The sequence below is a fragment of the Vibrio eleionomae genome (genome assembly GCF_009874545.1).
Taxonomy (GTDB): Bacteria; Pseudomonadota; Gammaproteobacteria; order Enterobacterales; family Vibrionaceae; genus Vibrio; species Vibrio nitrifigilis.
The window spans coordinates 94,450-119,885 of the sequence record NZ_WEKT01000003.1 but is presented as its reverse complement, the minus strand read 5'-3'; the positions used below and the strand labels follow the sequence as shown (position 1 = coordinate 119,885).

Annotated in this window: 23 protein-coding genes and 2 pseudogenes; 1 reads left to right on the top strand and 24 read right to left on the bottom strand. The window is 44.0% G+C overall.

From position 1 onward, the window contains the following. Positions 1 to 68 precede the first annotated feature (68 nt). From ccmI to sixA, 23 genes and pseudogenes are all read right to left on the bottom strand, one after another. A complete protein-coding gene (gene ccmI / locus F9817_RS02815) occupies positions 69 to 1,283 on the bottom strand; it encodes a c-type cytochrome biogenesis protein CcmI (RefSeq protein ID WP_161153445.1) in 1,215 nt (404 codons plus the stop codon). After that, entirely contained in the window at positions 1,280 to 1,759 is a 480-nt protein-coding gene (locus F9817_RS02810) for a cytochrome c-type biogenesis protein (RefSeq protein WP_161153444.1), read from the bottom strand. Before F9817_RS02810 ends, ccmI begins: the two co-directional genes overlap by 4 nt. Then, complete coding sequence (locus tag F9817_RS02805; protein WP_161153443.1) at positions 1,756 to 2,310, bottom strand: DsbE family thiol:disulfide interchange protein; 555 nt, start codon at positions 2,308 to 2,310, stop codon at positions 1,756 to 1,758. Before F9817_RS02805 ends, F9817_RS02810 begins: the two co-directional genes overlap by 4 nt. Beyond that, on the bottom strand, positions 2,307 to 4,265 hold the full coding sequence (locus F9817_RS02800) for a heme lyase CcmF/NrfE family subunit (protein WP_161153442.1): 1,959 nt from the start codon (positions 4,263 to 4,265) through the stop codon (positions 2,307 to 2,309). Before F9817_RS02800 ends, F9817_RS02805 begins: the two co-directional genes overlap by 4 nt. Beyond that, positions 4,265 to 4,744 carry a cytochrome c maturation protein CcmE gene (gene ccmE, locus F9817_RS02795; protein WP_161153441.1) on the bottom strand — a complete coding sequence of 160 codons (480 nt, stop codon included), beginning with the start codon at positions 4,742 to 4,744 and terminating at the stop codon, positions 4,265 to 4,267. Before ccmE ends, F9817_RS02800 begins: the two co-directional genes overlap by 1 nt. Then, positions 4,741 to 4,947: a heme exporter protein CcmD gene (gene ccmD / locus F9817_RS02790; RefSeq protein WP_161153440.1), complete on the bottom strand. Its 207-nt coding sequence runs from the start codon at positions 4,945 to 4,947 to the stop codon at positions 4,741 to 4,743. The genes ccmE and ccmD overlap by 4 nt, the downstream gene beginning before the upstream one ends. Before the next feature lies 1 nt (position 4,948). Next, the gene (locus F9817_RS02785; RefSeq protein WP_161153439.1) at positions 4,949 to 5,695 is read right to left on the bottom strand and encodes a heme ABC transporter permease; all 747 of its coding nucleotides are present in this window, start codon (positions 5,693 to 5,695) and stop codon (positions 4,949 to 4,951) included. Between the two features lie 121 nt (positions 5,696 to 5,816). Then, the gene (ccmB, locus tag F9817_RS02780; protein WP_161153438.1) at positions 5,817 to 6,485 is read right to left on the bottom strand and encodes a heme exporter protein CcmB; all 669 of its coding nucleotides are present in this window, start codon (positions 6,483 to 6,485) and stop codon (positions 5,817 to 5,819) included. Beyond that, positions 6,482 to 7,105, bottom strand: coding sequence for a cytochrome c biogenesis heme-transporting ATPase CcmA (gene ccmA / locus F9817_RS02775; protein ID WP_161153437.1), 624 nt, complete (start codon positions 7,103 to 7,105; stop codon positions 6,482 to 6,484). The genes ccmB and ccmA overlap by 4 nt, the downstream gene beginning before the upstream one ends. Positions 7,106 to 7,487: 382 nt before the next feature. Next, entirely contained in the window at positions 7,488 to 7,988 is a 501-nt protein-coding gene (locus F9817_RS02770; protein WP_161153436.1) for a DUF2802 domain-containing protein, read from the bottom strand. Then, positions 7,988 to 8,482, bottom strand: coding sequence for a chemotaxis protein CheW (locus tag F9817_RS02765; RefSeq protein ID WP_161153435.1), 495 nt, complete (start codon positions 8,480 to 8,482; stop codon positions 7,988 to 7,990). Before F9817_RS02765 ends, F9817_RS02770 begins: the two co-directional genes overlap by 1 nt. A 35-nt stretch (positions 8,483 to 8,517) precedes the next feature. Further along, positions 8,518 to 9,597 (bottom strand): chemotaxis protein CheW, encoded by a 1,080-nt coding sequence (locus tag F9817_RS02760; RefSeq protein ID WP_161153434.1) that lies wholly within the window; start codon positions 9,595 to 9,597, stop codon positions 8,518 to 8,520. Beyond that, positions 9,590 to 10,366: a ParA family protein gene (locus F9817_RS02755; RefSeq protein ID WP_161153433.1), complete on the bottom strand. Its 777-nt coding sequence runs from the start codon at positions 10,364 to 10,366 to the stop codon at positions 9,590 to 9,592. The genes F9817_RS02760 and F9817_RS02755 overlap by 8 nt, the downstream gene beginning before the upstream one ends. Before the next feature lie 9 nt (positions 10,367 to 10,375). Continuing rightward, positions 10,376 to 11,524 (bottom strand): protein-glutamate methylesterase/protein-glutamine glutaminase, encoded by a 1,149-nt coding sequence (locus tag F9817_RS02750; protein WP_161153432.1) that lies wholly within the window; start codon positions 11,522 to 11,524, stop codon positions 10,376 to 10,378. 28 nt (positions 11,525 to 11,552) lie between these two features. Further along, the gene (locus F9817_RS02745; RefSeq protein ID WP_161153431.1) at positions 11,553 to 13,835 is read right to left on the bottom strand and encodes a chemotaxis protein CheA; all 2,283 of its coding nucleotides are present in this window, start codon (positions 13,833 to 13,835) and stop codon (positions 11,553 to 11,555) included. A gap of 9 nt (positions 13,836 to 13,844) precedes the next feature. Beyond that, complete coding sequence (locus tag F9817_RS02740; RefSeq protein WP_161153430.1) at positions 13,845 to 14,600, bottom strand: protein phosphatase CheZ; 756 nt, start codon at positions 14,598 to 14,600, stop codon at positions 13,845 to 13,847. Positions 14,601 to 14,716: 116 nt separating this feature from the next. Next, positions 14,717 to 15,085, bottom strand: coding sequence for a chemotaxis response regulator CheY (cheY, locus tag F9817_RS02735; protein WP_161153530.1), 369 nt, complete (start codon positions 15,083 to 15,085; stop codon positions 14,717 to 14,719). Between the two features lie 45 nt (positions 15,086 to 15,130). Continuing rightward, positions 15,131 to 15,865 (bottom strand): RNA polymerase sigma factor FliA, encoded by a 735-nt coding sequence (locus F9817_RS02730; protein WP_161153429.1) that lies wholly within the window; start codon positions 15,863 to 15,865, stop codon positions 15,131 to 15,133. Beyond that, the gene (locus F9817_RS02725; protein ID WP_161153428.1) at positions 15,858 to 16,745 is read right to left on the bottom strand and encodes a MinD/ParA family protein; all 888 of its coding nucleotides are present in this window, start codon (positions 16,743 to 16,745) and stop codon (positions 15,858 to 15,860) included. The genes F9817_RS02730 and F9817_RS02725 overlap by 8 nt, the downstream gene beginning before the upstream one ends. Positions 16,746 to 16,757: 12 nt before the next feature. Beyond that, positions 16,758 to 18,005, bottom strand: a pseudogene (gene flhF, locus F9817_RS02720) (flagellar biosynthesis GTPase FlhF); the annotation flags it as partial. A gap of 108 nt (positions 18,006 to 18,113) precedes the next feature. Continuing rightward, a pseudogene (locus F9817_RS24600) lies at positions 18,114 to 18,260 on the bottom strand (flagellar biosynthesis protein FlhF); the annotation flags it as partial. Positions 18,261 to 18,289: 29 nt separating this feature from the next. Then, on the bottom strand, positions 18,290 to 20,386 hold the full coding sequence (gene flhA, locus F9817_RS02715) for a flagellar biosynthesis protein FlhA (protein ID WP_161153426.1): 2,097 nt from the start codon (positions 20,384 to 20,386) through the stop codon (positions 18,290 to 18,292). A gap of 225 nt (positions 20,387 to 20,611) precedes the next feature. Beyond that, the gene (gene sixA / locus F9817_RS02710) at positions 20,612 to 21,079 is read right to left on the bottom strand and encodes a phosphohistidine phosphatase SixA (protein ID WP_161153425.1); all 468 of its coding nucleotides are present in this window, start codon (positions 21,077 to 21,079) and stop codon (positions 20,612 to 20,614) included. Between the two features lie 684 nt (positions 21,080 to 21,763). On the opposite strand from sixA, the gene F9817_RS02705 reads away from it, so the two are divergent. Beyond that, a complete protein-coding gene (locus F9817_RS02705; protein WP_161153424.1) occupies positions 21,764 to 24,541 on the top strand; it encodes an insulinase family protein in 2,778 nt (925 codons plus the stop codon). Here F9817_RS02705 and F9817_RS02700 read toward each other — a convergent pair. Next, complete coding sequence (locus F9817_RS02700) at positions 24,538 to 25,131, bottom strand: VOC family protein (protein ID WP_161153423.1); 594 nt, start codon at positions 25,129 to 25,131, stop codon at positions 24,538 to 24,540. The two genes, F9817_RS02705 and F9817_RS02700, sit on opposite strands and share 4 nt — an antisense overlap. Positions 25,132 to 25,436: the final 305 nt, after the last annotated feature.

The following is a 25,436-nucleotide window of genomic DNA, read 5'->3' as shown; positions in this document are numbered from 1 at the left end:
TAAGGCACAATACCCACAGCTATTGATATAACAATGGGTATCGTACTTGAGTAAACACAACTAACGTATCATGGCTGTTGTTTATTAATGGTCACCTTTATTGGATCCCCTATTTTCTGGACGGCGCTTTCACCGACCCAGTCGCCATGTTTGGTTGACACATTACCATCCATATCGACCCGAGCTTTAACAATGACTTGTTTCAAATCAGATAAACGGCGGTTTGGTGTCAGGTTATTATCGTCTGTCAACACAACATGCTGAGGAAATGGAGAACCACTAAATCTCGCTGCGGCAACTGGCATGGGAGCGCCATCTGCTGAATGAACTGAAACGATTAATACTGCTCCTTTCGAAGCAGATATTGCCGAGCTGAGTTTAACAGTAACAGGCACGCCGATTGATGTGTTGTTACCTAAAAAGCGCTTAGCTTGGTCAATACTTTGTGCCAGCATAGCATATCGAGGGTCATCAGACTTAATCAGATTTTGCATATCTTGCCAATAATCAATGGCCTGCTGATATTGCTTATGTTCGGCGGCATCAAAGGCTAACAGTGAATAGACCTTAAAATCAACTTTATGCTGCTTAGCCATCTTTTTTAACAGCTCTCGACCTTGTTGCTGGTCACCTTTATCTTTTGAAACAATGAGCGCCTGAGCATACGTCAGCTGTATATCGATCTTATCCGGAGATAACCGATAAGCGCGTTCTAAGGCTCCTACAGCCATCTTCGAACTCTGACCAGCCATAGCAATGCGTCCTAACATTAACCAACCGGTTGAGTCTTGAGGATGCTCATGCAATCGGGTACGTAGAGCTAATGTCAGATCTTCCATCTCTTGCACAGTGAGATTGCCGTGTGAGCTAAGCAACTTCTGCGTTAGCTGTGGCATCGAATGATTGACATTTTGCCAATGTTTCACATCAGCATAATCACCAAAAATGCTGTATAAACCAACACTTAATAAGGTAAGAACTACGGCAATACCTCCAAACACAAACCCTTTAGATACCGTTTTTTCCGGTTGATTCGCACTAGAGTGAAGCGGGACATCATTAAGTAACGACTGCTTTAGCTCAGCAACCATTTCCTGTTCATTTTCGACCACGCCATGATCGTTTTCTGCTTTTAACTCATCCAATCGATTAAGATAAAAAGCCTTATTGAGCTCATCACGACGGTGACTATCAATATGCGCTTTGCCTTTCAATAACGGGAATCCGATAAAGGCACAAGCAAGTAATATAAGCAGTAGTGACACTAACCAAAACAATGTCATTGGTCTCTTTCTCCTTGCTTGTCTTGTTCAAAGAGCGCTTTAAGCTGCGCTTCTTTCTCTTCGTTCCACTCTTTCTCTGTTATTAACTCTCGACGACGCTTTGAACGCATAATTAATAGCGTAAAACCGACGAAAATCACTAGGATTGGCCCTAGCCATAACAGTAATGTACTGGCATTAAAAGGCGGCTTATACGTAATAAAGTTTCCATAACGGGCGACCATGTAATCGACGATTTCTTGCTTAGATTTACCCTCTTTCGTCATGTGATAAACTTTTTCACGTAAGTCTTGAGCCAAGGCCGCATTTGAATCAGCGATAGTATTGTTCTGACATTTTGGACAACGCAATGTCGAACTCAGCTCTTTAAATTGCTCTTCTTGTTGTGGTGAATCGAAGTTAAACACTTCAATGGCTGCCATAGCAGGCAGGCTCATAACTAAAGCAAGAACAAACGGGATCAATCGCTTAATCATTGCTGCGCCTCCTGTTCAAGCTTTCTGTACATTGGCAATAATTTATTCTGCCAGTTCTTTGCATTGACATCCCCAATATGGCGATAACGGATCACGCCGTTTGCATCGATCATAAAGGTTTCTGGTGCACCATAGACACCGAGATCAAGTCCTAACATGCCATCACCATCATACAAATTAGTCATGTAAGGATCGCCAGCTTGATTAAGCCAATCAATCGCCTTAGCACGATCATCTTTATAGTTCATACCGATGATCTTTACCCCTTGATTAGCCAACTCATTCAAAAACTTATGTTCTGCATGACAGGTAGGACACCATGTTGCCCATACGTTTAGTAATAATGGCTGGCCTTTAAAAATCGACTGATCGTATTGACGATTTTTATCAAACAGATCTTGCAGGGTAAACGTTGGAACAGGTTTACCAATCAATACGGATTCCAATTTAGTGGGATCATCACCCTTAGAGTTATCATTTAGCTGCACGGCAAAAAAACCGACCAACACCACAAAGAAAATGAATGGGATAAACAATAGCTTCTTGTTCATGACACCTTCTCCTCACGCTGTTTCTTGAAACGATAACGCTTGTCAGTAATAGCAAGTAAGCCACCAATAGCCATCAATAAACCGCCCCCCCATACCCAACGAATAAAGGGTTTATAGTAGATTCTTACGGCCCACGCATTGCTATTCTCAAGGGGTTCACCAAGTGCTAGATATAGATCACGCGTTAACCCTTTATCGATGGCTGCTTCTGTCATCATTGAACGAGAGACTGGGTAATAGCGTTTTTGCGCCATTAGCGTATTCACGACCTCACCAGCACGCAGAACTTTAAACTCACCTTCATAGCCATCATAGTTAGGACCAGTAATATTACGTAACCCAACAAAATTAAATTGGTAGCCGGAAAGTTCAAAACTGTCTCCAGGGGCAAGACGCACGTCTTTTTCTACCCCATAGTTCTGAATCATCGCAATACCGATGATAGTCACAGCAAGTCCAATGTGAGCGGTCACCATAGACCAGTGTGAACGTGGCAGTTTACGAATACCTTGCCAAAAATGATGTCGATGGGTTGCACGTAAGTACATTTCATAGCAGTGAAGGACAATAATCCAAATGGCCATCACCCAACCTAAATAAGCCATCAGTGTGTACGCTTGCCCTGCCAGCCATAGCGCAACGCCAGCAAGCACGAGAGACAAAACACCAGCAATACACATTGGCTTAACGAGCGTATTGAGCTGCTCTCGTTTCCAGCGGACTAACGGACTGACACCCAGAAGGAAAGCGAAGGGAATCATTAACCAAGCAAACATTTGGTTAAAGAACGGGGCTCCGACGGAGACTGACCCCATACCCAACTGTTTATGAATCAGTGGCAGCAGTGTACCGATCAGCACAATGGCTAAACTACACATCAATAAAATGTTGTTAGATAGCAATGCGTTTTCACGAGAGATCAGTTCGTAGTTACCTTGTTCACGAATCGCTGCGCCTTTAAGGGCGAACAACAATAATGATCCGCCAATCACTATAACCAACAAGCTCAAAATAAAGATGCCACGGGATGGATCAGAAGCAAATGCGTGTACAGAAACCAAAATGCCCGAACGAACTAAGAATGTGCCTAATAAACTTAAAGAAAAAGCACAGATTGCCAATAACACCGTCCAAGCTTTAAAAGTGCCTCGTTTTTCGCTCACTGCTAAAGAGTGCAGTAGCGCGGTACCCGCAAGCCATGGCATTAAAGAGGCATTTTCTACCGGATCCCAAAACCACCAGCCTCCCCAACCCAATTCGTAGTATGCCCACCAAGATCCTAAACAAATACCGACAGTGAGGAACATCCAAGCCGCGGTCGTCCAAGGGCGTGACCAGCGAGCCCAAACGGTGTCCAACTTTCCTGTCATTAACGCTGCAATAGCGAACGCAAAAGCAACCGAGAAGCCGACATAACCGGTATAAAGCATCGGTGGGTGAATAATCAAACCAGGGTCTTGTAACAGTGGGTTAAGATCACGGCCATCCACTGGGAAATAAGGCAATGTACGCAGAAATGGATTTGACGTGGCAATAATGAAAATCAAAAAGCCAAAGCTAATCATCCCCATGATGGCTAAGACACGCGCGACAGCATCATTAGGTAATGAGCGACTAAATGTTGCGACAGCGATGGTCCATAAACTCTGTATAAATACCCACAGCAGTAACGAACCTTCATGAGCTCCCCAAAGCGCGGTTAGACGATAATACCAAGGTAACCGACTGTTGGAGTTTTGCGCGACATATTGCACGGTAAAATCATTGGTGTAAAAAGCCCATAGTAAGGCAACAAATGCAAGCAAAATGAAGGTAAACACACCCCAAGCAAGTGGCCGTGCAGTCAAGATTAAACGAGGCTGTTGCAAACGTGTACCAATTAACGGCAGCACACTTAAGAAGAGAGCTAATACTAAAGCAATAATTAAGGCAAAGTGACCTAATTCAGGAATCATTATTGAGATGCCTCCGTTTGTTTTGCTTGAGCTTCCATAAAGGCATGATTATTTTTCATCGCCTCTTTAACATCTGGCGGCATGTAATTTTCATCATGTTTAGCTAACACTTCAGTCGCTTTTACTGTGGTTTTACCAATCAATTTACCCTGAGCGACAATACCTTGGCCTTCTCTAAATAAGTCAGGAAGAATACCTTCATACTCTACCGTTACTGTTGGGCCTACATCTCTCAGTTTAAATTCGACTTTAAGTGATTGCGGATCACGCTTTACCGATCCAACCTGCACCATTCCGCCAATGCGTAGTCGTTCTCCAATCGTTGGTATATGCCCATCACGGCCATAGACAATTTGGCTTGGAGTATAGAATAAGTTCATGTTTTGATTAAGAGCATAGAGAACTAAGCCAATAGCAATCGCCATGCCTATGACAATCGCGGTGACGATAGTTAGGCGTTTACGTCGTCTCGGATTCATAGGGTGTTCTCCATTTTTTTCGCAGCATCAATACGCGCTTGACGTTCTAACTTGTTACGCACTTCGGTCAAAATCTGCTTGCGACGTTTAACACTCATGCACCAAATGGCTGCCATCGCGATAAATGTAATCGCAAAAGCGCTCCACACATAACCGGCATAGCCACCCATGGCGAGAAAGTCGTGAAAAGAATTAAAAAACATATCAGTGGCTTCCTTCCTGTTTGGCAAGTTCGATGACCCAAGGGCGGCGGCTTTCTCGACTTAAGATTTCATTACGTAAACGAATCAAGGTTAATGCCCCAAGAAAAAGTGCAAACCCCAAAATGTTTATCAGTAATGGCCATAGCATTTCTGGCGCGATGGAAGGCTTAGCAAATTTCGTGATAGTAGCGCCCTGATGCAGTGTGTTCCACCATTGAACAGAGTAGTGAATAATTGGAATATTAATCACCCCGACTAACGCCAAAATACCAGCGGCATCAGAGCCCGAACGCGCATCATCAAAAGCGTGGTATAAAGCGATTACACCAAGGTATAAAAAAAGAAGAATCAATTCAGAAGTTAACCGCGCATCCCAAACCCACCACGTGCCCCACATAGGTTTGCCCCAAATCGAACCAGTGACCAATGCCACGAAGGTGAACACGGCGCCGATAGGGGCAATAGCTTGAGCAGCGTAAGAAGCCATTTTCTGTTGCCATACCAATGCGATTAAGGCAGAAATGGCCATGGCCATATAGGCCCCCATCGACCAGATAGCCGCTGGCACATGAATATAAATAATTCGAAAGCTATCGCCCTGTTGGTAATCAGCGGGTACAAACGCCAATCCCCACACAGATCCGATGATAATAAGCAGTATTGCCAAACTCGAAAACCAAGGAACCCACTTACCACATAACCGGTAAGTGTTTTCTGGTTTGGCATACGGATGAAGCCATTTCCACATTGTTGAATCTCACTTTTACTTTCTGCTAAGTCATCACTGCTTAGCTTAATTTTGTTATTAAATATTGGGGCAACTATCCTTTGCGGACATAACATCCAGATGAAATCTGCCTTACTTTAAGTTAGCGAACACTTACACGCAACGCAGCACTAACCGCAAATGGTGATAAGGTTGCAGAAGCTATAAACATAGCCGCAATAATGGCTAATTGACCGCTATAATCCATCCCCATAGATGCAGCATCGATTGCCGATGTAGCAAAAATCAAAACAGGAATATACAGTGGCAACACGATTAAGCTCAGTAGTACACCACCTTTTTTTAGCCCTACTGTCAGCGCAACACCGATTGAACCAATAAAACTAAGTGTTGGTGTTCCAAGCAATAGCGTTAATACCACTCCCCCCCATGTTTGGAGATCAAAAGACAGCAAAATCGCTAAAAGAGGGCTGATAATAATCAGGGGCAAGCCAGTTAGAAGCCAATGAGCGACGACTTTAGCAACCACACTGATAGACAGAGGGATAGGCATCACCATTAGCTGTTCAAGCGTACCATCATAAAAATCATCTCGAAAAAGTCGTTCTAATGATAGAAGTGCGGCTAATAAAGCGGCCACCCAAATAATACCAGGGGCGATACGCGACAATAAGGTTGGATCCGGTCCGACACTTAATGGGAATAGTGTGATAACTAGAATGAAAAACCATAACGGATTAAAGATATCGGCTTGACGACGATATGCAACTACTAGCTCACGACGAATGATCGCCCACATCATTTTAATCATGCTTTGTCACCCAGTCTGACAGTTCTTAACAGAGGATGTTCCGTTAGCATGTCCTGATGAGTGGTTAATAATACCATTCCACCCTGCTGAGCATGGCGTATAAACAAGGATTCCAACACTTTTACCCCTTGTTTATCAATTGCCGTTAGTGGTTCGTCTAGTATCCATAGTGAGTGGTCACTTAGCCATAAACGAGCTAAAGCAACACGGCGTTGCTGCCCTGCTGAAAGTTGAGCAACTGGCACATCTTCCCGCCCGGCTAACCCAACTTGGCTTAATACTTTGTACAAAGTATCACGCTGATTATCACCACCGTGTAAGGACAAATAAAATTGTAAGTTTTCTAATGCGGTGAGTTCCCGCTTTACACCTGCGAGATGCCCTAAATACAGCATGTCTTGATAATAACTTTCTCGCTGCTCTTCTATCGATTCCCCGTTCCAGCATACCTTGCCTTGAAAATGATTCCCCAAACCTGCAATGATTCGCAGTAGCGTGGTCTTGCCTGAACCATTGCGCCCTTCAATTTGCATAATTTGACCGGATTGAAGTTCAAATGACAGTTGGTGGAAGAGTTCATTTTCATCTCGAACAGCACTGAGGTTATCAACTGTGAGCATAGCAATCTCGCTTTAAAAACAGAGCGCACATCTTAACACAGGCTAAAAGCGTCAAAATAGTGTTTCAAGTAATACAATTATTGATTTGTAGATGTTTTTTTTGTTAACAATTCATTGCAACAATTATTAACAACAATTATTTATCAGAAAATTATGATTTTAACACTATTTGTGCAACTAACCGGGACGCATTAACCATCACGATACTTCTTCGACTCATAATGCGAACTCGTCATTGGGTAGGTCAAATCATCAACACGACATCGACCTAGATAAGATAATCGATAGAATGGGTCTTACCTGATAGGTAATGTTTCAGATTAAAAAATGGGGATAAGAAAAAAGCCGCTCTTTATGTAATAAAGAACGGCTTTCAAACAATTTATCTAGATCGTTTTACACGTCTGCGCGTTGCCGATGATTGCTGGTTATCCGGATCACTCGCAAGCGGAGGGACCGCTTCACGTCCGGCTAATTTATTTTGCAGCGACATCATCAATTCAGCTTCAGCTTTGGGCAATTCACACTCAGAGATTAACTCATCTAAGTCAGCACCAAGCTTCACCATTTTACTGGCACGACTATATAAACGGGCATCATTATCTTCTGTTTCCAAAGCCATGATGCGTTCATTTAAATGACCGATAATATCTTGCTGCTCAGACACTCTTTGCCCTAACCCAACCACTACAGAGCGAACTTCAAGCAACTGCTTATTGGCTTTGGTTAGCTCTTTATCTAACGCGCGGTTTTGTTGGCGCAGAGCATCTGACTGCTTGGTCATTTCACGTCTCACCTGAATCACAACTAAGATCAACAAGCAGATAATGAGAACAAATCCTCCAGCGATCACTGAAGGATGTAACCAAGACCAATCACCCATTATAGATGAGCCATTTCTTCCCATTCTTCGTCAGTCAATAGTTTATTCAAATCCACAAGGATAAGAAGTTTGCCATCACGGTTGCTGACGCCTTGAATGAATTTAGCACTTTCATCAGTACCTACACTTGGTGTTGTATCGATTTCTGAAGTACGTAGGTAAACAACTTCCGCAACGCTATCCACCAAGATACCAATCACTTGATGTTCAGATTCAATCACGATAATGCGTGTGTTGTCGTTAACTTCACCTTGCACCAAACCAAAACGAGAACGAGTGTCGATGACTGTTACAACGCTACCACGAAGATTGATGATACCTAGAACATAATCTGGCGCACCAGGGACAGGAGCGATCTCAGTGTAACGCAGCACTTCACGTACCTGCATTACGTTAATGCCGTAAGTTTCTTCTTCAAGTTGGAACGTCACCCACTGAAGCACTTCGTCATTTGATTTCTCTTTTCTCACTTCTACCACTTCGTTTTGAGACATACCTTTTCCTCTCTACGTCGTCTCCGACCTAAAAACTAATTATCGAGTGACTTCACATCTAGCCCAGCATTTAGCATTGCAATTAATGCCTCTACATGGATTAAAGCACACATTTTTTCTTTTACCATTCCGGCGAGCCATGGACGCTTGCCGACTTGCTCTCTCCAACGAACCTTTTCACTCTGCAGTAACTCGGTTCCCATCAGTTGAGAACAGGCCAACCCCCACATGCTTTCACCGAGCATAACAATATATTGGTATGCCTCTTTATAGCTGTCATCCCTGAGTTTCTCTGCCATCACCCACTTTGCAGTGTCCACGACATCAAGCTGAGCATCACGCTGAGCTTGAAGTCCCAAATACCACTTTGGTCGACCAATCAAATGACTCAGTTCACCCATTCGGTGAATACCACCTAATTCTTCTAAAGGAACCGCAAACGTGACCCCGTTCACATCAAAGTACAACACTTGAAACGCTTCACTGCGAATAGGATCTTTCCAATTCTCTGGATTCAACCCGCCCGTTTGAGTCTGAGGGGCTGTATCGACCTGCTGTTCTACTTCTTGTTCAGTTGTACTCGCTACTGCAACATCGACGTCGACATCAATGTCCGTATCGGTTTGAGGTTCCTCAATAAAATTCTCGGTGGCGACCTCTTCCTCTTCTACTGCATCGACATGATGATGAGGTTCGCCCTCGTCTTCTTCAGTAAGAGTTGTCACATCCCATTCTTGAATTTCTTCAACAACAGGCTCAATCACTTGCTCTTCAACCATTGTTTCTTCTATGGTTGCCGTTTCCACAGCGATATCTGTGGTATTTTGCTCCATCACTTCTTCAAGATGGAGATCCTCAACTGGATTGGTCTGTTCCAATTGATTTAACAATCGCTGAACTTCTTCAAGATTAGCCCCTGGAAGTTCTTCGATGTCTTCATCAGCAAACATAGGAGAACCGCTTGAACGAGCCGCGATTGGTTGGCGTGCAAGTTCAGGCTCTAATTCAGAGTCTTTTTCGGGTACTGTCTCTTCGTCACCCCATTCTTCACAAAGCAACGCATCAAAGTACTCATCTAATGCTTGTTCACTTGATAGTGGTGGCGCACTACTCATCGATAGCTAGCCTCTCTAAATGCAGTAACAATTGCTTATATGCAAACACACCACGACTTCCCTCAGCAAAATGCGACGCTGGTAAGCGTTTTAAACTGGCATCACGGAATTTGGTATCAATCGGCACCGCTGATGTCCAAACCTGATCTGGATAATCCCGTTTTAGCTGAGTTAATGTTTGTAACGATGCCCTAGTTCGCTTGTCATACATCGTTGGAACAATCGTGACTTTAAACGAGCGATTACGTGATTTTTGCATAATCGCTAAAGTTCGAATCATACGTTCTAGCCCTTTCATAGCTAAGAACTCTGTTTGAACCGGTATTAAAATGCGATCACTGGCCGCTAGAGCATTAACCATCATGACACCTAAAATTGGCGGACAATCAATTAATACGTAGTCGTAATTCTTACGCAACGCCAGCAATGCGCGTTTCAAAATCAATCCCATGCCACTTCGATTACCCATGACACGATCTAACGTTGCCAGCGACATATGAGCCGGAATAATATCGATACCTTCAATATCTGTTCTCAGAATTAACGGTGCGACACTGTTCTCCGTATACTCTTTTAGTTGAAACAAATCAAACAGGCTGGATGGAACGTCATCAGCATCATAACCAAGATAGGTAGTTAAAGATGCATGAGGATCCGTATCAACGAGTAACACACGTTTGCCTTGCTTACTCAGTAAGCCAGCTAATGTGATAGTCGTCGTAGTTTTACCGACCCCACCTTTTTGATTTGCAACACTCCAAACGATCATTCAGTACCCTTATCCAAGACCTACTTCAACCAACATACGTTCGGATATTCGATCTAGAGGCAAGTCTTCCGACGAGATACCCGCTTTTGCTACGGCTTGAGGCATACCATAAACGACACAGCTTTCTTCATCCTGTGCCCAAATTGTTGCCCCAGCTTCTTTGAGCATGCGTGACCCGTCTCGACCATCGGCACCCATTCCTGTCAATATCATTGACAGTACCTTGTCACCAAATACCTTAGCTGCTGAACCAAAGGTAACATCTACGCATGGTTTATAGTTCATACGCTCACCGCCATCGATGATGCGTAATTTAGCAGCGCCAGGACGCCCTTCTAACATCATTTGCTTTCCGCCAGGAGCGAGATACGCAACGCCTGGACGCAATACATCACCGTCTTCCGCTTCCTTAACTTCAATACTGCATAACGAGTTCAGTCGGCTAGCAAAAGCAGCGGTAAACGTAGCAGGCATATGCTGTACCAAAACAATTGGATGAGGATAGTTACCTGGTAATTTAGTTAAAATTTTCTGTAACGCTACCGGTCCACCTGTTGAAGTACCAATTGCTGTTAACTGGTACTTTTTACCCGTGGCTTTAAATCGTCCCGCAGGAGCGCTGTGCGACACCACTTGACGAGGTGTCGCTGGGGCAGCCTGACGAGTTGTGGTCGTAGTCGGACGTGAAGTACGATCAAAGACACTTGTTGAACTGGTAGTAGTCGAACGAGACGTCGGTGCTGGGCGTCGCATCAACCCCTTTTTAGAGGCGATACTTAACACTCGTTGCTGTAGTACGGCTACCGCTTCATCACGATTACGAGCAATGTCTTCAAACTTTTTAGGTAAAAAATCTAATGCGCCAGCATCAAGTGCATCCAACGTTGATTTAGCCCCTTCATGGGTCAACGAAGAAAACATCAAAATCGGCACAGGACCTTTAGCCATGATTTCACGGACTGCTGTGATGCCATCCATTACTGGCATTTCAACATCCATGGTGATAACGTCTGGCTTCAAACTCAGCGCTTTTTCTACTGCTTCTTTGCCATTAGTTGCAACGTCAATCACTTCAAGTCGCGATTCGGAGTTGATGATTTCACTAACGCGACGTCGAAAAAAACTTGAATCATCAACAACTAATACTCTAATCGCCATAGCTATCCTTATAAATATATATCATCACTTAGATACGCGACGCAGCTGCATACTGTTTCAATAAGTCTGGCACATCCAAAATAAGAGCAATATGGCCATCACTTGTGATAGTTGCGCCGGCCATACCTGGTGTCCCTTGCAGCAATTTATCAAGCGGTTTAATGACCACTTCTTCTTGACCAATCAGTGTATCAACAACAAAACCTACTCGTTGGCTGCCTAATTGAACAATAACAACATGGCCGTGACCTTGACGCGCTTCAACACGCCCTGCTTTAGGTGCTAACCAGTTTTGCAAGTAGAACAATGGGATAGACTTATCGCGAACGATAATAGTCAATTGCCCGTCGACGACGTTGGTGCGACTTAAATCTAAGTGGAAAATTTCGTTCACACTTGCCAAAGGCAGTGCAAATGGGTGATTTGCAACCCCGACCATTAGTGTTGGTAGGATAGCTAATGTTAAAGGTACCTTGATAGTAATCTTAGTCCCTTTCCCCATTTCAGAATCAATATCGATTGAGCCATTTAAGGTATTAATCGCAGTTTTAACCACGTCCATACCTACACCACGACCTGAAATATCAGAAATTTGTTCTTTACTGGAGAAGCCCGGCATAAAGATCAAGTTGAAACATTCTTTATCAGAAAGGCGAGATGCAGCATCTTCATCCATCAACCCTTTCTTCACAGCAATACCGCGCAGTTTGTCAGGATCCATACCGGCACCATCATCGACGATAGCCAATTCAATATGGTCACCTTCTTGCGATGCGGACAAAATAACTTTACCGGTACGAGATTTGCCACTTTTCTCACGCACATCTGGCATTTCAACGCCGTGGTCAACAGAGTTACGCACTAAGTGGATCAATGGATCGGCAAGCGCTTCAACCAAGTTCTTATCTAAATCCGTTTCTTCACCACGCAGTTCTAAGTTAATGTCTTTCTTTAGGCTACGAGCTAGGTCACGAACGACCCGAGGGAAACGACCAAATACTTTCTTGATAGGTTGCATGCGCGTTTTCATCACCGCGCCTTGCAGATCTGCCGTCACCACATCTAGGTTAGATACCGCTTTCGACATCTCTTCGTCGTTGCTATTCAAACCTAGGCTAATCAATCTGTTACGAACCAAAACTAATTCACCAACCATGTTCATGATGGTATCAAGAGTTGAGGTATCAACACGCACGGTGGCATCCGCTTGTTGCGCTTTTTTCGCGGCATGCTTTTCTTCTACAGCTGTCGATTTACTTTCAACAGGAGCGGGAGGAGCACTCTTCGCGGCTGGCGCTGCTTTTGGTGCGGCTTTAGCTGCCGGTTTTGCCGCTGGTTTTGCTGCAGGCTTAGGTGCCGGATTTTGAGATACAGGCTTAGTTGCAGCTTCCAATTCTTCGATTGAAGGGCCTTTACCTGAACCATGTAATTCATCTAACAGTTTTTCGAATTCATCATCCGTCATCAGATCATCACCACCAGAGGAGGATGCTGATGTTGCAGCTTTTGGTGCGGCTGGTTTTTCGGCAGCAGGTGTTTTCTCTTCTGGAGGATGACCAGAATTAGCAGGCCCTTTACCCGCGCCATGCAATTCGTCTAATAATTTTTCAAACTCATCATCGGTAATATCGCCACTAGGATCAGAGCTAGTACTTGCGGCTGGCGCTGGTTTAACTTCTTCTTTCTTGCTAGGAGCGGCCCCCTTGCCATGCAGTTCATCAAGAAGTTTTTCGAATTCATCTTGAGTGATTTCATCGATTGAGCCTGCATCAACAACACCTTGTGATTCATTTTCGGACTCAGCCACTACCGGCTCTTCGACAACATCGACGACTTCATCTTCAACAGCAATGTCTTCGTCTTCTTCGAAAGTATCTTCTTCCGCTTCTGCAACCACTTCTTCTTCAGCTTCATCGGCAGATTCGGGTTTACATAAACGATGAAGTTCTTCAAGCAAATCAGGTTCTGCGGCCACGAGAGGTTCACGCTCTTGCACTGCACTAAATTGTTCGTTAACGGTATCGAGTGCTCTGAGCATGGTATCCATTAAACTTGACGATACGCTACGTTGGCCGTTACGTAATGTATCGAACACGTTTTCTGCACCGTGACAAGTTTCAACCAATTCGGTCAACGATAAGAATCCCGCACCACCTTTAACTGTGTGGAATCCGCGGAATATAGCGTTAAGTAAATCTTTGTCTTCAGGGTTGTTCTCAAGTTCAACCAACTGCTCAGAAAGCAATTCTAGGATTTCCCCAGCTTCAACCAGAAAGTCTTGAAGAATATCTTCGTCTAATTCGTAGCTCATACGTTACCCCTAAAAACCAAGACTCGACAGCAAATCGTCGACTTCGTCTTGAGATGCCACAGCATCTTCGCGCTCATGAGGATTCATAATTGGACCCTCTGCCTCAGTTGCTGAATTATCCTTATCTTCCGCTTTAGTTGATTCAACCTGATTACCGCTAAATACGGTCAAAATATCAACTAGGCGTTTTTCTACCTCAGTCACCAACGAAATGACTCGACGAATAATCTGACCTGTTAAGTCTTGAAAATCCTGAGCCATTAAAATCTCTGTCAGTTGTCCACGTAATTGACTGCTGTCTCCCTCTACCAAACACAGTAGCTCATCAATGCGATGACATAGGGCCTTAAACTCAGCGAGATCAATTTTACCATTCATTAACTGGTTCCATTGAGGACGAACCTGAAGCAAACTTTCATGCATACGATCAGCGATAGGCATACAGCAATCCACTGCATCCATCGTTTTATTCGCTGCTACTTCTGTTTTTTCAATAACATAATTGAGTCGATCACGAGCATCGGGAATCTCGTCGTTCGCGAGCTCTGTCATACGATCATCAATATGAAAATGCTTTAGAGAGTCATGCAGTTCACGAGTCAGAGTACCGATTTCTTGAAGCATCGGGTCGTGTTTGAGAGCATCTTCAAGAGCACCAGGGTCTTGAGTAGATACATGCATGTGTGCCACTAATGCACTGGCTTCATCTTGGAGGCCGTTTTCAACGAGTTGAACGAGTTCTTTGGCTTGTTCTAATGAAATCATCCTGAGTAGCCTTTTTACGCGTTATGAATAGATCACCTATTGTCCAATCGAAGTTTGGTAACAACTCCAGCCTAAGCAGCGTTGACACTAAACATCGCTAGTCAGAAACAATGGCGTTATAGACGCTCAAAGATTTTGTCTAATTTTTCTTTTAGCGTTGCTGCAGTAAAAGGCTTAACAATGTAGCCATTTACGCCCGCTTGAGCGGCTTCAATAATCTGCTCGCGTTTAGCTTCAGCAGTGATCATCAGAACAGGCAAATGTTTTAGTTCATCATCTGCACGAATGTTTTTAAGTAGATCAATACCTTGCATGCCAGGCATGTTCCAGTCTGTTACTACAAAGTCAAAATCACCTTTTTTAAGCATAGGCAAAGCCGTTAAACCGTCATCTGCTTCTTGGGTGTTATTGAAGCCAAGATCACGAAGAAGGTTCTTAACAATACGGCGCATTGTTGAAAAATCATCAACAATAAGGATCTTCATGTTTTTATTCAAAATTGCCTCCACTGAGTTCGAAATCAGTGATATTTAGTCGTTTTCTGTCCAAGAACTCAACTTTGTTCGTAGACGCTGCATTGATTGGCTAAGTATTTGGCTAACGCGAGATTCACTAACACTGATTACTTCACCAATTTCTTTCAAGTTTAGTTCTTCATCATAATAGAGTGAAAGTACCAAAGCTTCACGCTCGGGAAGCGATTTTATTGATTCAACTAATGCTTTTCTGAATGATTCATCGGCAACTCCCTTAAATGGAGAGTTATCCTCGTCATCATCGATCGGCGATATAGCGTCATCAGAAACCCCTAAATCTTCTATCCCGACAATGCGTGAACAGTTAATGTCAGTTAAGGCAGTGTGATACTGATCTAGCGACATTTCCAAATACTTCGCAACTTCGGAATCCGTTGGGTCTCGATTTAATTCGCCTTCCAAGATCGAAATTGCCTGGCTGATTTCTCGATTCACTTTGTGAACCGAGCGTGGCACCCAGTCACCACGTCGAATATCATCGAGCATAGCTCCACGAATTCGAATTCCTGCATAGGTTTCAAAGCTGGCGCCTTTACTTCCATCGTAGTTTTTTTGTGCTTCAAGCAGGCCAATCATGCCTGCTTGAATCAAATCTTCGATAAGGACGCTAGGGGGGAGGCGTCCAATTAAATGATGAGCGATACGCTTGACCAGCACGGAATACTTTTCAAGGAAGAGCTGCTGGCTCTTCACATTTCCATATTGGTCATAAGTTAGCGCTTTATTCACCGAAAGGTTCCCCTACTATTTCAGTTCGATTTAGCAATCTTTCCACAAAGAACTCAAGATGCCCACTTGGCGTTCTTGGGATCGGCCATGTTATAGCTTTGTTCGCTAATGAGCTAATTGCAAGTGCAGCAGGTGAACGTGGATAGGCATCGACCACAATTTTTTGTTTTTTCACCGCTTGTCGAACATTATCGTCCAAAGGTATGCATGCTACGAGCTCAAGACTCACATTCAAGAACCGCTCTGTGACTAATGTCAATTTTGCGAACAATTCTCTACCTTCACGATAGCTTCTGACCATATTAGCCACTATTTTAAAGCGCTGTACTTGATGTTCCCGACTCAGTAATTTAATCAATGCGTAAGCATCTGTAATCGAAGTAGGTTCGTCACATACCACAACAACAACGTCCTGCGCAGCTCGCGAGAAGCTTACCACCATATCAGAAATACCTGCGGCTGTATCAACTAACAATACATCCATTTCATCTTCGAGAGATCCGAAAGCTCTAATTAAACCAACATGTTGAGCATGTGACAACTCTGTCATCGATTGAGTGCCTGATGTCGCAGGAATAATTCTAACGCCAAATGGACCTTCGACAATGGCATCTTTTAGCTCACACTCACCAGCGAGAACGTGTCCGAGATTGCGTTTAGGGCGAATTCCGAGCATGACATCAACATTGGCTAACCCAAGGTCAGCATCAAGTACCATAACTTTTTTACCTTGGCGAGCCATACAAATGGCCATTCCCAAAGTGACGTTAGTTTTCCCCACTCCACCTTTACCTCCAGTTACTGCGATAACTTTGGTAAGTGAAGGCTGGGTTAAGCGGCGTAGCCCGCTAGCTTGGTCATATATCATTTTATTCGTCATATCAGTCGCCGCCTAGAATTTTTCTACGTCACTAGCCCAGTAGTGAGGTTCGTTTTCTGTCGACTTCTCCAGTAACTCGTTAGCTTTAGATACCATGTATTTCGGTTGGGCTATCACGATATCTTCGGGTACACGCTGACCATTGGCGATATAAGCCACTGGAAGAGCATTTTGTACCACAACACTGACAAATTCCCCTAAACTCAAGCACTCATCGAGCTTGGTCATAATGCACCCAGACAATGGGATCCGTCTGAAGTGCTCAATTGTTTCTTGCAACACTTTACGCTGTGCCGTTGCAGGTAATACCAAGTAGCTGTGAATCACTTCACCGCTCTCTTGCATTAAGGTATCAAGTTGCTCGGACAGACGAACATCTCGCTGTCCCATACCCGCGGTATCAACCAAAATCAGGCGACGATTTCTCAACTGATATATTACATCGGCTAACTCTTTGGAATCTTTAGCAACTTTTACAGGACACCCCATAATTCGTCCGTATATGGACAATTGTTCGTGAGCACCGATACGATAGGTGTCGGTTGTCACGAGTGCGACGTTATCCGCGCCGAATTCCATGGCAGCACGTGCAGCAAGCTTAGCCACTGATGTAGTTTTACCCACACCTGTAGGACCAAGCAGTGCAACAACACCACCACGTTTTAAAATATCTTGCTTTGAGACTGGGATTTGGTCGGCTACCAGACGCAGCAACGCTTTCCACGCTTTTGGCGGAGGCGTATCCTCTGGGATGTAACAAGCTAATTGATCGGCCAAGTCAAGCGATAATCCCATCCGTTCTAAACGACGAATTAACATCGCTCGTAACGGTTCTCGCCGCTCAACTTCTTGCCACATGAGCCCGGAAACTTGATGCTCTAATAAGCGACGAATTGAAATCATCTCTTCGCGCATATTTTCTAGCTCTTCCGCTGCTAATGTTGATTCTTCATCACGACGTGAACGTTCGTAACGCGTTGGGTCCAAACGTTGCGAATTGCCATTTTGACGCTGCCCCGCCAATTCATTCCCCTCTAACATACGAGATAAAGGAGACTGACCTTTCTGCCCTGAAGACTCGTTTTGACGTTTGAGAAGAGCGGTTAATGAATCCGCATTTTCGTCTGGGTCGGGATCGTTAGCATGATCAACTTGAGTATTGCTGTATTGCTTGAGCATATTAGCAAACCGCTGGGTCATTGAACGACCTTCAGACTCGCTAGACTTCAGGTTAACGCGATCTTCGGCGAGTTCACGATTACTCGATCTAGAAATGGGAGCTAACGCAGGCTTAGACGCTTGCGTACTATTTGCCCGCTGGGGTTGTGGTCTGGAATAACTGCTGGTGGAAGACGAACGATTTGGCATCGCCGTATCTCCATCGACCGCAGCCACAATTTCCACGCCACCAGCGACTTTTTTATTGGACATGATCACAGCGTCAGCACCAAGTTCTTCTTTCACTTGGAGCAATGCTGTTTTCATGTCTCTGGCAAAAAATCGTTTTATCTTCAAAGCAGCTATCCGTATCTAGGGTGCGCCGTTTAGTTACCGACGGCCTGCACTATGCGAATTTGTTTTTCATCGGGAATTTCCTGATAAGAAAGAACCCGTAAGTTAGGAATCGTATTTTTAACGAATTTCGCTAACGTTGAACGCAATACCCCAGAGGTGAGTAACACGGCGGGCTCGCCTTTCAACTCTTGCTCTTGGGTTGCTTGGCTTAGCGAAGCTTGCAATCGTTCAGCTAATCCAGGCTCAATGCCAGCAGACTCTCCGCCAGCCGCCTGCATGGTTTGATGCAATATTTGTTCCAGCTCAGGTATCAAGGTGATAACCGGCAGTTCAGGCTCTATTCCATTGATTTCTTGTACGATTAAACGTCGTAGCGAGATTCGAACCGCTGCTGTTAATATGTCAGGTTCTTGACTCTTACTCGCATACTCCGCCAAAGTTTGGATAATGGTACGAATGTCTCGAATTGGAATCGCTTCGTTCAGTAAGTTTTGTAGCACCTTCACAACAACACCTAATGCCAGTTGATCAGGCACAAATCCTTCGACGAGTTTTGGTGCCGAACGGCCCAACATTTCCAACAGGTTCTGAACCTCTTCATGCCCTAGCAATTGTGAAGCATTGTTCGTTAGTAATTGGCTTAGATGGGTCGCAAGAACAGTTGAAGAATCGACGACGGTATAGCCCAGTGCTTGAGCATGTTCACGCTGTTCTTCCCTAATCCAGACGGCTTCTAAGCCAAAAGCTGGATCGTAAGTCTGTTCACCATCAATCATGCCGTAAACTTGGCCAGGGTTGATCGCGAGCTCTTGTTCCGGGCGAATTTCTGCTTCACCAACAGCCACCCCCATAAGAGTGATTCGATAACTGTTTGGAGTCAGCTCTAGGTTATCTCGAATATGCACTGGAGGAACCAAAAAGCCAAAATCTTGTGAGAGTTTTTTCCGTACCCCTTTTACCCGTTCAAGTAATTCCCCACCTTGGTCTTTATCAACCAAGGGAATAAGGCGATAGCCAACTTCTAGGCCAATCATGTCGACAGGTTGAACATCATCCCAAGAAAGCTCTTTATGCGTTGGGGCATCTTGATCACTTGTCGCGGGTAACTTGTCGGTGTTTTCTTTCGCTTCTAATTGCTTACGATGCATAAGATAAGCAGCACCACCAGCCAAAATAGCAAGCAGTAAAAAGGCAAAATGTGGCATGCCTGGAACGATACCCATCACACCTAAAATACTTGCGGTAATCGCTAATGCTTTCGGATTATCAAACAGTTGGAAGACAACTTGCTGCCCCATGTCTTCATCGGTATTTTGACGCGTCACCATAATGGCTGCACCGATAGACAGTAGTAACGACGGAATTTGCGCCACTAAGCCGTCACCAATCGTTAGCAGAGTATAAATCTGAATGGCATCGCCAAAATTAAGATCGTACTGAATCATCCCAATGGTCAAGCCACCAATGATGTTGATAAACAGGATTAATATACCTGCGATCGCATCCCCTTTAACGAATTTTGACGCACCGTCCATTGAGCCGTAAAAATCCGCTTCTTTGGTCACTTCATTTCGGCGTGTGCGCGCTTGCTCTTGATCGATAAGTCCCGCATTTAAGTCAGCGTCGATCGCCATCTGTTTACCGGGTAACGCATCCAAAGTAAAACGTGCACTTACTTCAGAAATACGTCCTGCACCTTTGGTCACAACCACAAAGTTGATGATCATCAAAATGAGGAACACAACTAAACCAACCGCGTAGTTACCACCAATAACGACGTTACCGAACGCAGCAATCACATTACCAGCGGCATCACCACCTTCATGACCTTTCAATAATACGACCCGGGTAGACGCGACGTTTAGGGCTAAGCGCAACAAGGTTGCAATAAGAAGAACTGTTGGAAACGCAGCAAATTCAAGTGGTCTACGGGTATAAACCGTCACTAAAAGCACAACCAAAGACAGCGCGATATTGAAGGTGAAGCACAAGTCCAACAAAAAGGCAGGCATGGGCAAAACGACCATGGCCAAGGTTGCCAAAACCATAATTGGAGCGCCGATCGCAGGCATTGCCCGTTTTGGTATAGGAGGTAACTTGTCCGCAAATGGCAGATTAAACTTCATAGGCTTTATTGAACACCGAGTAATAAATCTTGAGCAGTAGAGATGTTGTATACAGGAAAATAATGTATAGCAGGACCGAGCATGCAATTTTCAGTCCACACTAACATGTCAATTTTTCGTCAGATTTTATACCAACAGTGAGCTACTAGTTATTCCGACGTTACATAGTAAAAAAGCTTCCCTAAGGAAGCTTTTCAATCATTTAACAACGTCAAAAGTCTGTTGTTATGGCCTTACAGACCACAACACCTCGCCTTTACGTTTCTTCGGATCGTACTCAACACAGTACAAACTCGATGTGGTAAACATCGGTGCTGGAATATCTTTAACAAATTCAGAAACAAGATAGCCAACAAGAGGTAAGTGAGAAACCAGTAACACGTTTTCTAATGATTCATGCTCTGAGATAGCAAGAATATAATCAAATACATCATCAGCTTGACCATACGGTGTAATGTCATCACATACATCAACACAATGACCAGAAACGTAAGGTGCTATGGCTTGCCATGTTTCTTGAGCACGAAGATATGGGCTGACTAAGACTTTATCGAAATCCATTGGACCATATTGGCTCGCGCATGCTTTGGCAACGATAATAGAATCGTTCTGGCCACGTTCTGTGAGAGCACGTTGAGCATCGCTTTCAGCCAACGCTTCTGCTTCCCCATGACGCATAATAAATATTTTCATTATGTTTACCTATATTCACTGTCCCAGCCACGTTGGATTCAGGGAGGTTGATGTACTAAATTGCCTCTAAATCAGCGCGTGCATGGTACATTCTTTCTCTGACAATTGGAAATCACGACTCATAACGCACTTTTTCATATCCAACAGTAGCCACAATTACGACGTTTGGCTGGACTATCCTCTGCAACAAACGACTGGGTTCAAAAAAACAGACCTCACTATTTGATACTTTCTTGAGACCTTTTTCACTCTCAATGAACGGTTTAAAAAGGAATTGGGGATTATAACAGCAACAAATATGAAGAATCAGACGCCCTTAACACTCTGTTAAAAATGGTGCTAAACCGTTAAAATGTAGCCACTAAGCAATCTCTTGATTCTGTTTTATTTCGTTTATATCTCCACTTTAATGACTCAAAATACAGGTTTCAACCATAGAGCAACAACCGGTTTCTCGCCACTATCTTATTGGTACAGAAACCCATTGATGGCGCTCTGAATTCTGCAAGTTAACGTTATTTAGGTATATACTTAACTGATTGTGAGATACGACATAAATCCGTGCTTATCTGACAAAATGGAATCACTGAAGAGTTATGCCGTTTGCAGATTGCTTGTTTAGAATTTGCGCCTCATGGTGTGATAACCATACTTTACATCTCAATGTCGCTTCGGAGAGTCCACGTGCACATTAGCCCAAATGACAACAATACCTATCGGTACCTTACGCTAGAGAACGGATTACGCGCACTCCTTATCCACAGTGATGATGCGCAACGTTCATCAGCAGCTTTAGCTGTCAATGTGGGGCATTTTGACGATCCAACAGATCGGGAAGGGTTAGCGCATTATCTTGAGCACATGCTGTTTTTGGGAACAGAGAAGTACCCTCGTGTCGGCGATTTCCAAAATTTTATAAACCAACACGGTGGCACTAACAATGCTTGGACGGGAACAGAACATACCTGTTTTTTCTTTGACGTCACTCCCAACGCATTTGATAAAGCTCTCGATCGTTTTAGCCAATTTTTCACTTGCCCATTATTTAATGAAGAAGCTTTAGACAAAGAACGACAAGCTGTTGATTCAGAATACAAGATGAAGATAAATGACGATGCCCGTCGTCTATATCAGGTACAAAAAGAAACCTGCAACCCTGCCCATCCATTTGCTAAATTTTCAGTGGGCAACATTGACACACTGGGCGATCGTGAAGGTTCAAACATCCGCGATGAAATCATCCACTTTCACCAACGTCATTATTCTGCCGATATCATGACTTTGGCAATGATAGGGCCGCACAGTCTTGATGAAATGGAACAATGGGTCAATGAAGGTTTCGCGACCATTCCTAATCACCATCAAAACACCAAACAGATTACAGAACCGTTTGTTACTGAAGAACAAACAGGCATACTCATTCAAGTAGAGCCGCTTAAGGAAATACGCAAGCTTATTTTAAGCTTTCCTCTTCCAGGAACAGAATCTCATTATCAAATTAAACCCCTCTCCTACTTTGCGCATTTGTTAGGCTATGAAGGTGATGGCAGTCTTATGCTCGCACTGAAAGACAAAGGATGGATTACCGCCCTATCTGCCGGAGGTGGTACCAGTGGTAGCAACTACCGTGAGTTTTCAGTGGGTTGTTCACTGACAGAAGAAGGGTTGCAACATGTTGATGAGATTATTCAGTCACTATTTCAGACTCTCAAGTTGATTGGCGAACAAGGCTTATCTGATTGGCGTTATAAAGAAAAACGCGCAGTGCTGGAGTCTGCATTTCAATTCCAGGAAACATCACGTCCAATGGATTTAGTCAGTCACTTAGTGGTTAATATGCAACATTACGCTCCTGACGATACCATTTACGGTGATTACATGATGGCGGGCTACGATGAAGCCCTTCAGCGCTCTTTGCTGACATACTTTTCACCCGATAATTTACGGGCAACACTCATTGCTCAGGGGCTGGAATATAACCAAACCGCCGATTGGTACTTTACCCCTTATTCAGTTCGTCCATTTAGCGATGCCCAACGTATGCAATGGCAACAGCCAATCCGTGATTTACCGATTGAACTGCCAGCGCCTAACCCATTTATTTGTTACGACCTCGCGCCGAAACCACTGAGTTCGGAGCAGCAACATCCAGAAATTATTGAAGAGTTGCCTGGTTTTCGCCTTTGGCACATGCAGGATCAACAATTTCCGGTTCCTAAGGGCGTCATTTATATCGCTATTGATAGTCCGCACTCTGTCGCTAACCCCCGTCATATTGTAATGACACGTCTGTGTGTAGAAATGTTTTTGGACTCCCTAACGAAAGAGACGTACCAAGCTGAAATCGCCGGCATGGGTTATAACATTTACGCTCATCAAGGTGGTGTCACGCTTTCAATATCAGGGTTTAGTCAGAAACAGCCGCAGTTAATGAAAATGATCTTGGATAAATTTGCCAACCGACATTTTCGTGAACAACGCTTTGCTCCTATTAAAGCCCAGCTACAACGTAACTGGCGTAATGCGGCGCATGACCGCCCCATTTCACAGTTATTCAATGCTATGACGGGGTTGTTGCAACCCAACAATCCGCCGTACGCGACTCTTTTAGCGGCACTTGAAGATATTCAAGTTACGGAACTAGAAGCTTTTGTCGATAAAATATTGGCGGAATTGCACATTGAAATGTTTGTGTTTGGTGATTGGCGCAAAGAAGATGCACTGCATATGGGTGAATCACTAAAAAACGCATTGCGTGTTAAAGATCAAACGTATGAAGAATCGTTACGTCCACTCGTGATGTTGGGTAACAATGGTTCTTTCCAACGGGAAGTGCATTGCCATCAAGAAGATTCCGCTATTGTGGTTTACTATCAGTCAGGCTCTATGGATCCACGCAGTATCGCCTTGTATTCATTGGCAAACCATCTGATGTCTGCCGCATTTTTTAATGAGATTAGAACCAAACAGCAGCTTGGATATATGGTAGGCACCGGAAACATGCCATTAAACCGACACCCCGGAATTGTCCTTTATGTTCAATCACCCAATGTCGGGCCAGCCGATCTTCTGTTTGCTATTGATGAATTTTTAAATGCATTGCATCTAGTGCTATTAGAGTTAAGTGAATATGAGTGGCACAGTAGTAAACGAGGGCTTTGGAATCAGATAGCCAGTCCAGACCAAACTTTGCGTTCACGAGCTCAACGCTTTTGGGTTGCCATTGGCAACAAAGATTGGGAATTCAAACAACGTGAACAAGTACTGGAAGAACTCAAAACACTCACTCGTAGTGACATGTTGCGCTTTGTCATGAATGAGCTCAAACCGCGTAAAGCTAACCGGTTGATTATGCACACCCAAGGTAACGCTCATCAGGATGAAGAGCCATTAACCTCGGGTCAAGAAGTGGGATCAATTGATGAATTTCAACTGCGCCCGAAAGCCTACGATATCGGTTAACTTTCGGATTCAATAACTCGTTTTAATGGATGGGGGTGAAGCTTTATGGTCACCCCTTGCCATTTGAAAGCGACGGTCGGGTTTGCCAAGCGCTCTCCCTCACCTTTAGGGCTCGAGAGTTTTGTTTTAATGCTTTTTGCCTCGAGTTCTGGCCAGCACTTTGCAAATTCGGGAAAGCGTTTAAAAAGATCATTGAGATAGGCTTCGGCTGTTTGAGCATCAGAGGGCACTACAAACTCGACATGCTCCCAATCTTGAGTTGGATACACTTTCCCTTGCGCTGGGAAAGGTAACTCTAAACATTCTATTCGCCATTCTTTTGTCTGTATTGGCTGGAAAAACTCGAATACCACAATCGGACGACCATTAATCTGCGCTGCCGAAATTTCCTGCCCATATTCCCCCCATGCTTCTCGTGCTGATTGAGCCAATTGCACATCGTTAATACGCAAAGCAATGTGATCCATTTGATAAGGAAGGAAATCAAACTTTATATGACCAGAAAAGGCGGCAATTTTCTCGATAAAACTGTCTAAACGAGACAACATCTGATGAGGTGCTAGGCCTGCTTGAATAAGTGGTGTAGACATAAAATAGAGTCCATCGCGCTGTTTTTTCGGCGATAGTAGCAGGAATTGGCTGAAAAGTAGAAATTTAACTAAATTACTCACTATAAGACTGACAATAAAATTGCTATCATGTGCGCCAATTTATGAACCAGATTGAGATATACGAACACTTTCCCAAATGCCTCAGGCATTTGGCTACTGACTAGCGCTTAAACAGCCCATAACTACGAAGTGTTAACGTCATTTTATCGACTAAAACATCACGTTCACTCGTTAAAAACTCAGTAAAGTAACGTATACCCAGCCAATTCCCGGAATTGAAGGAA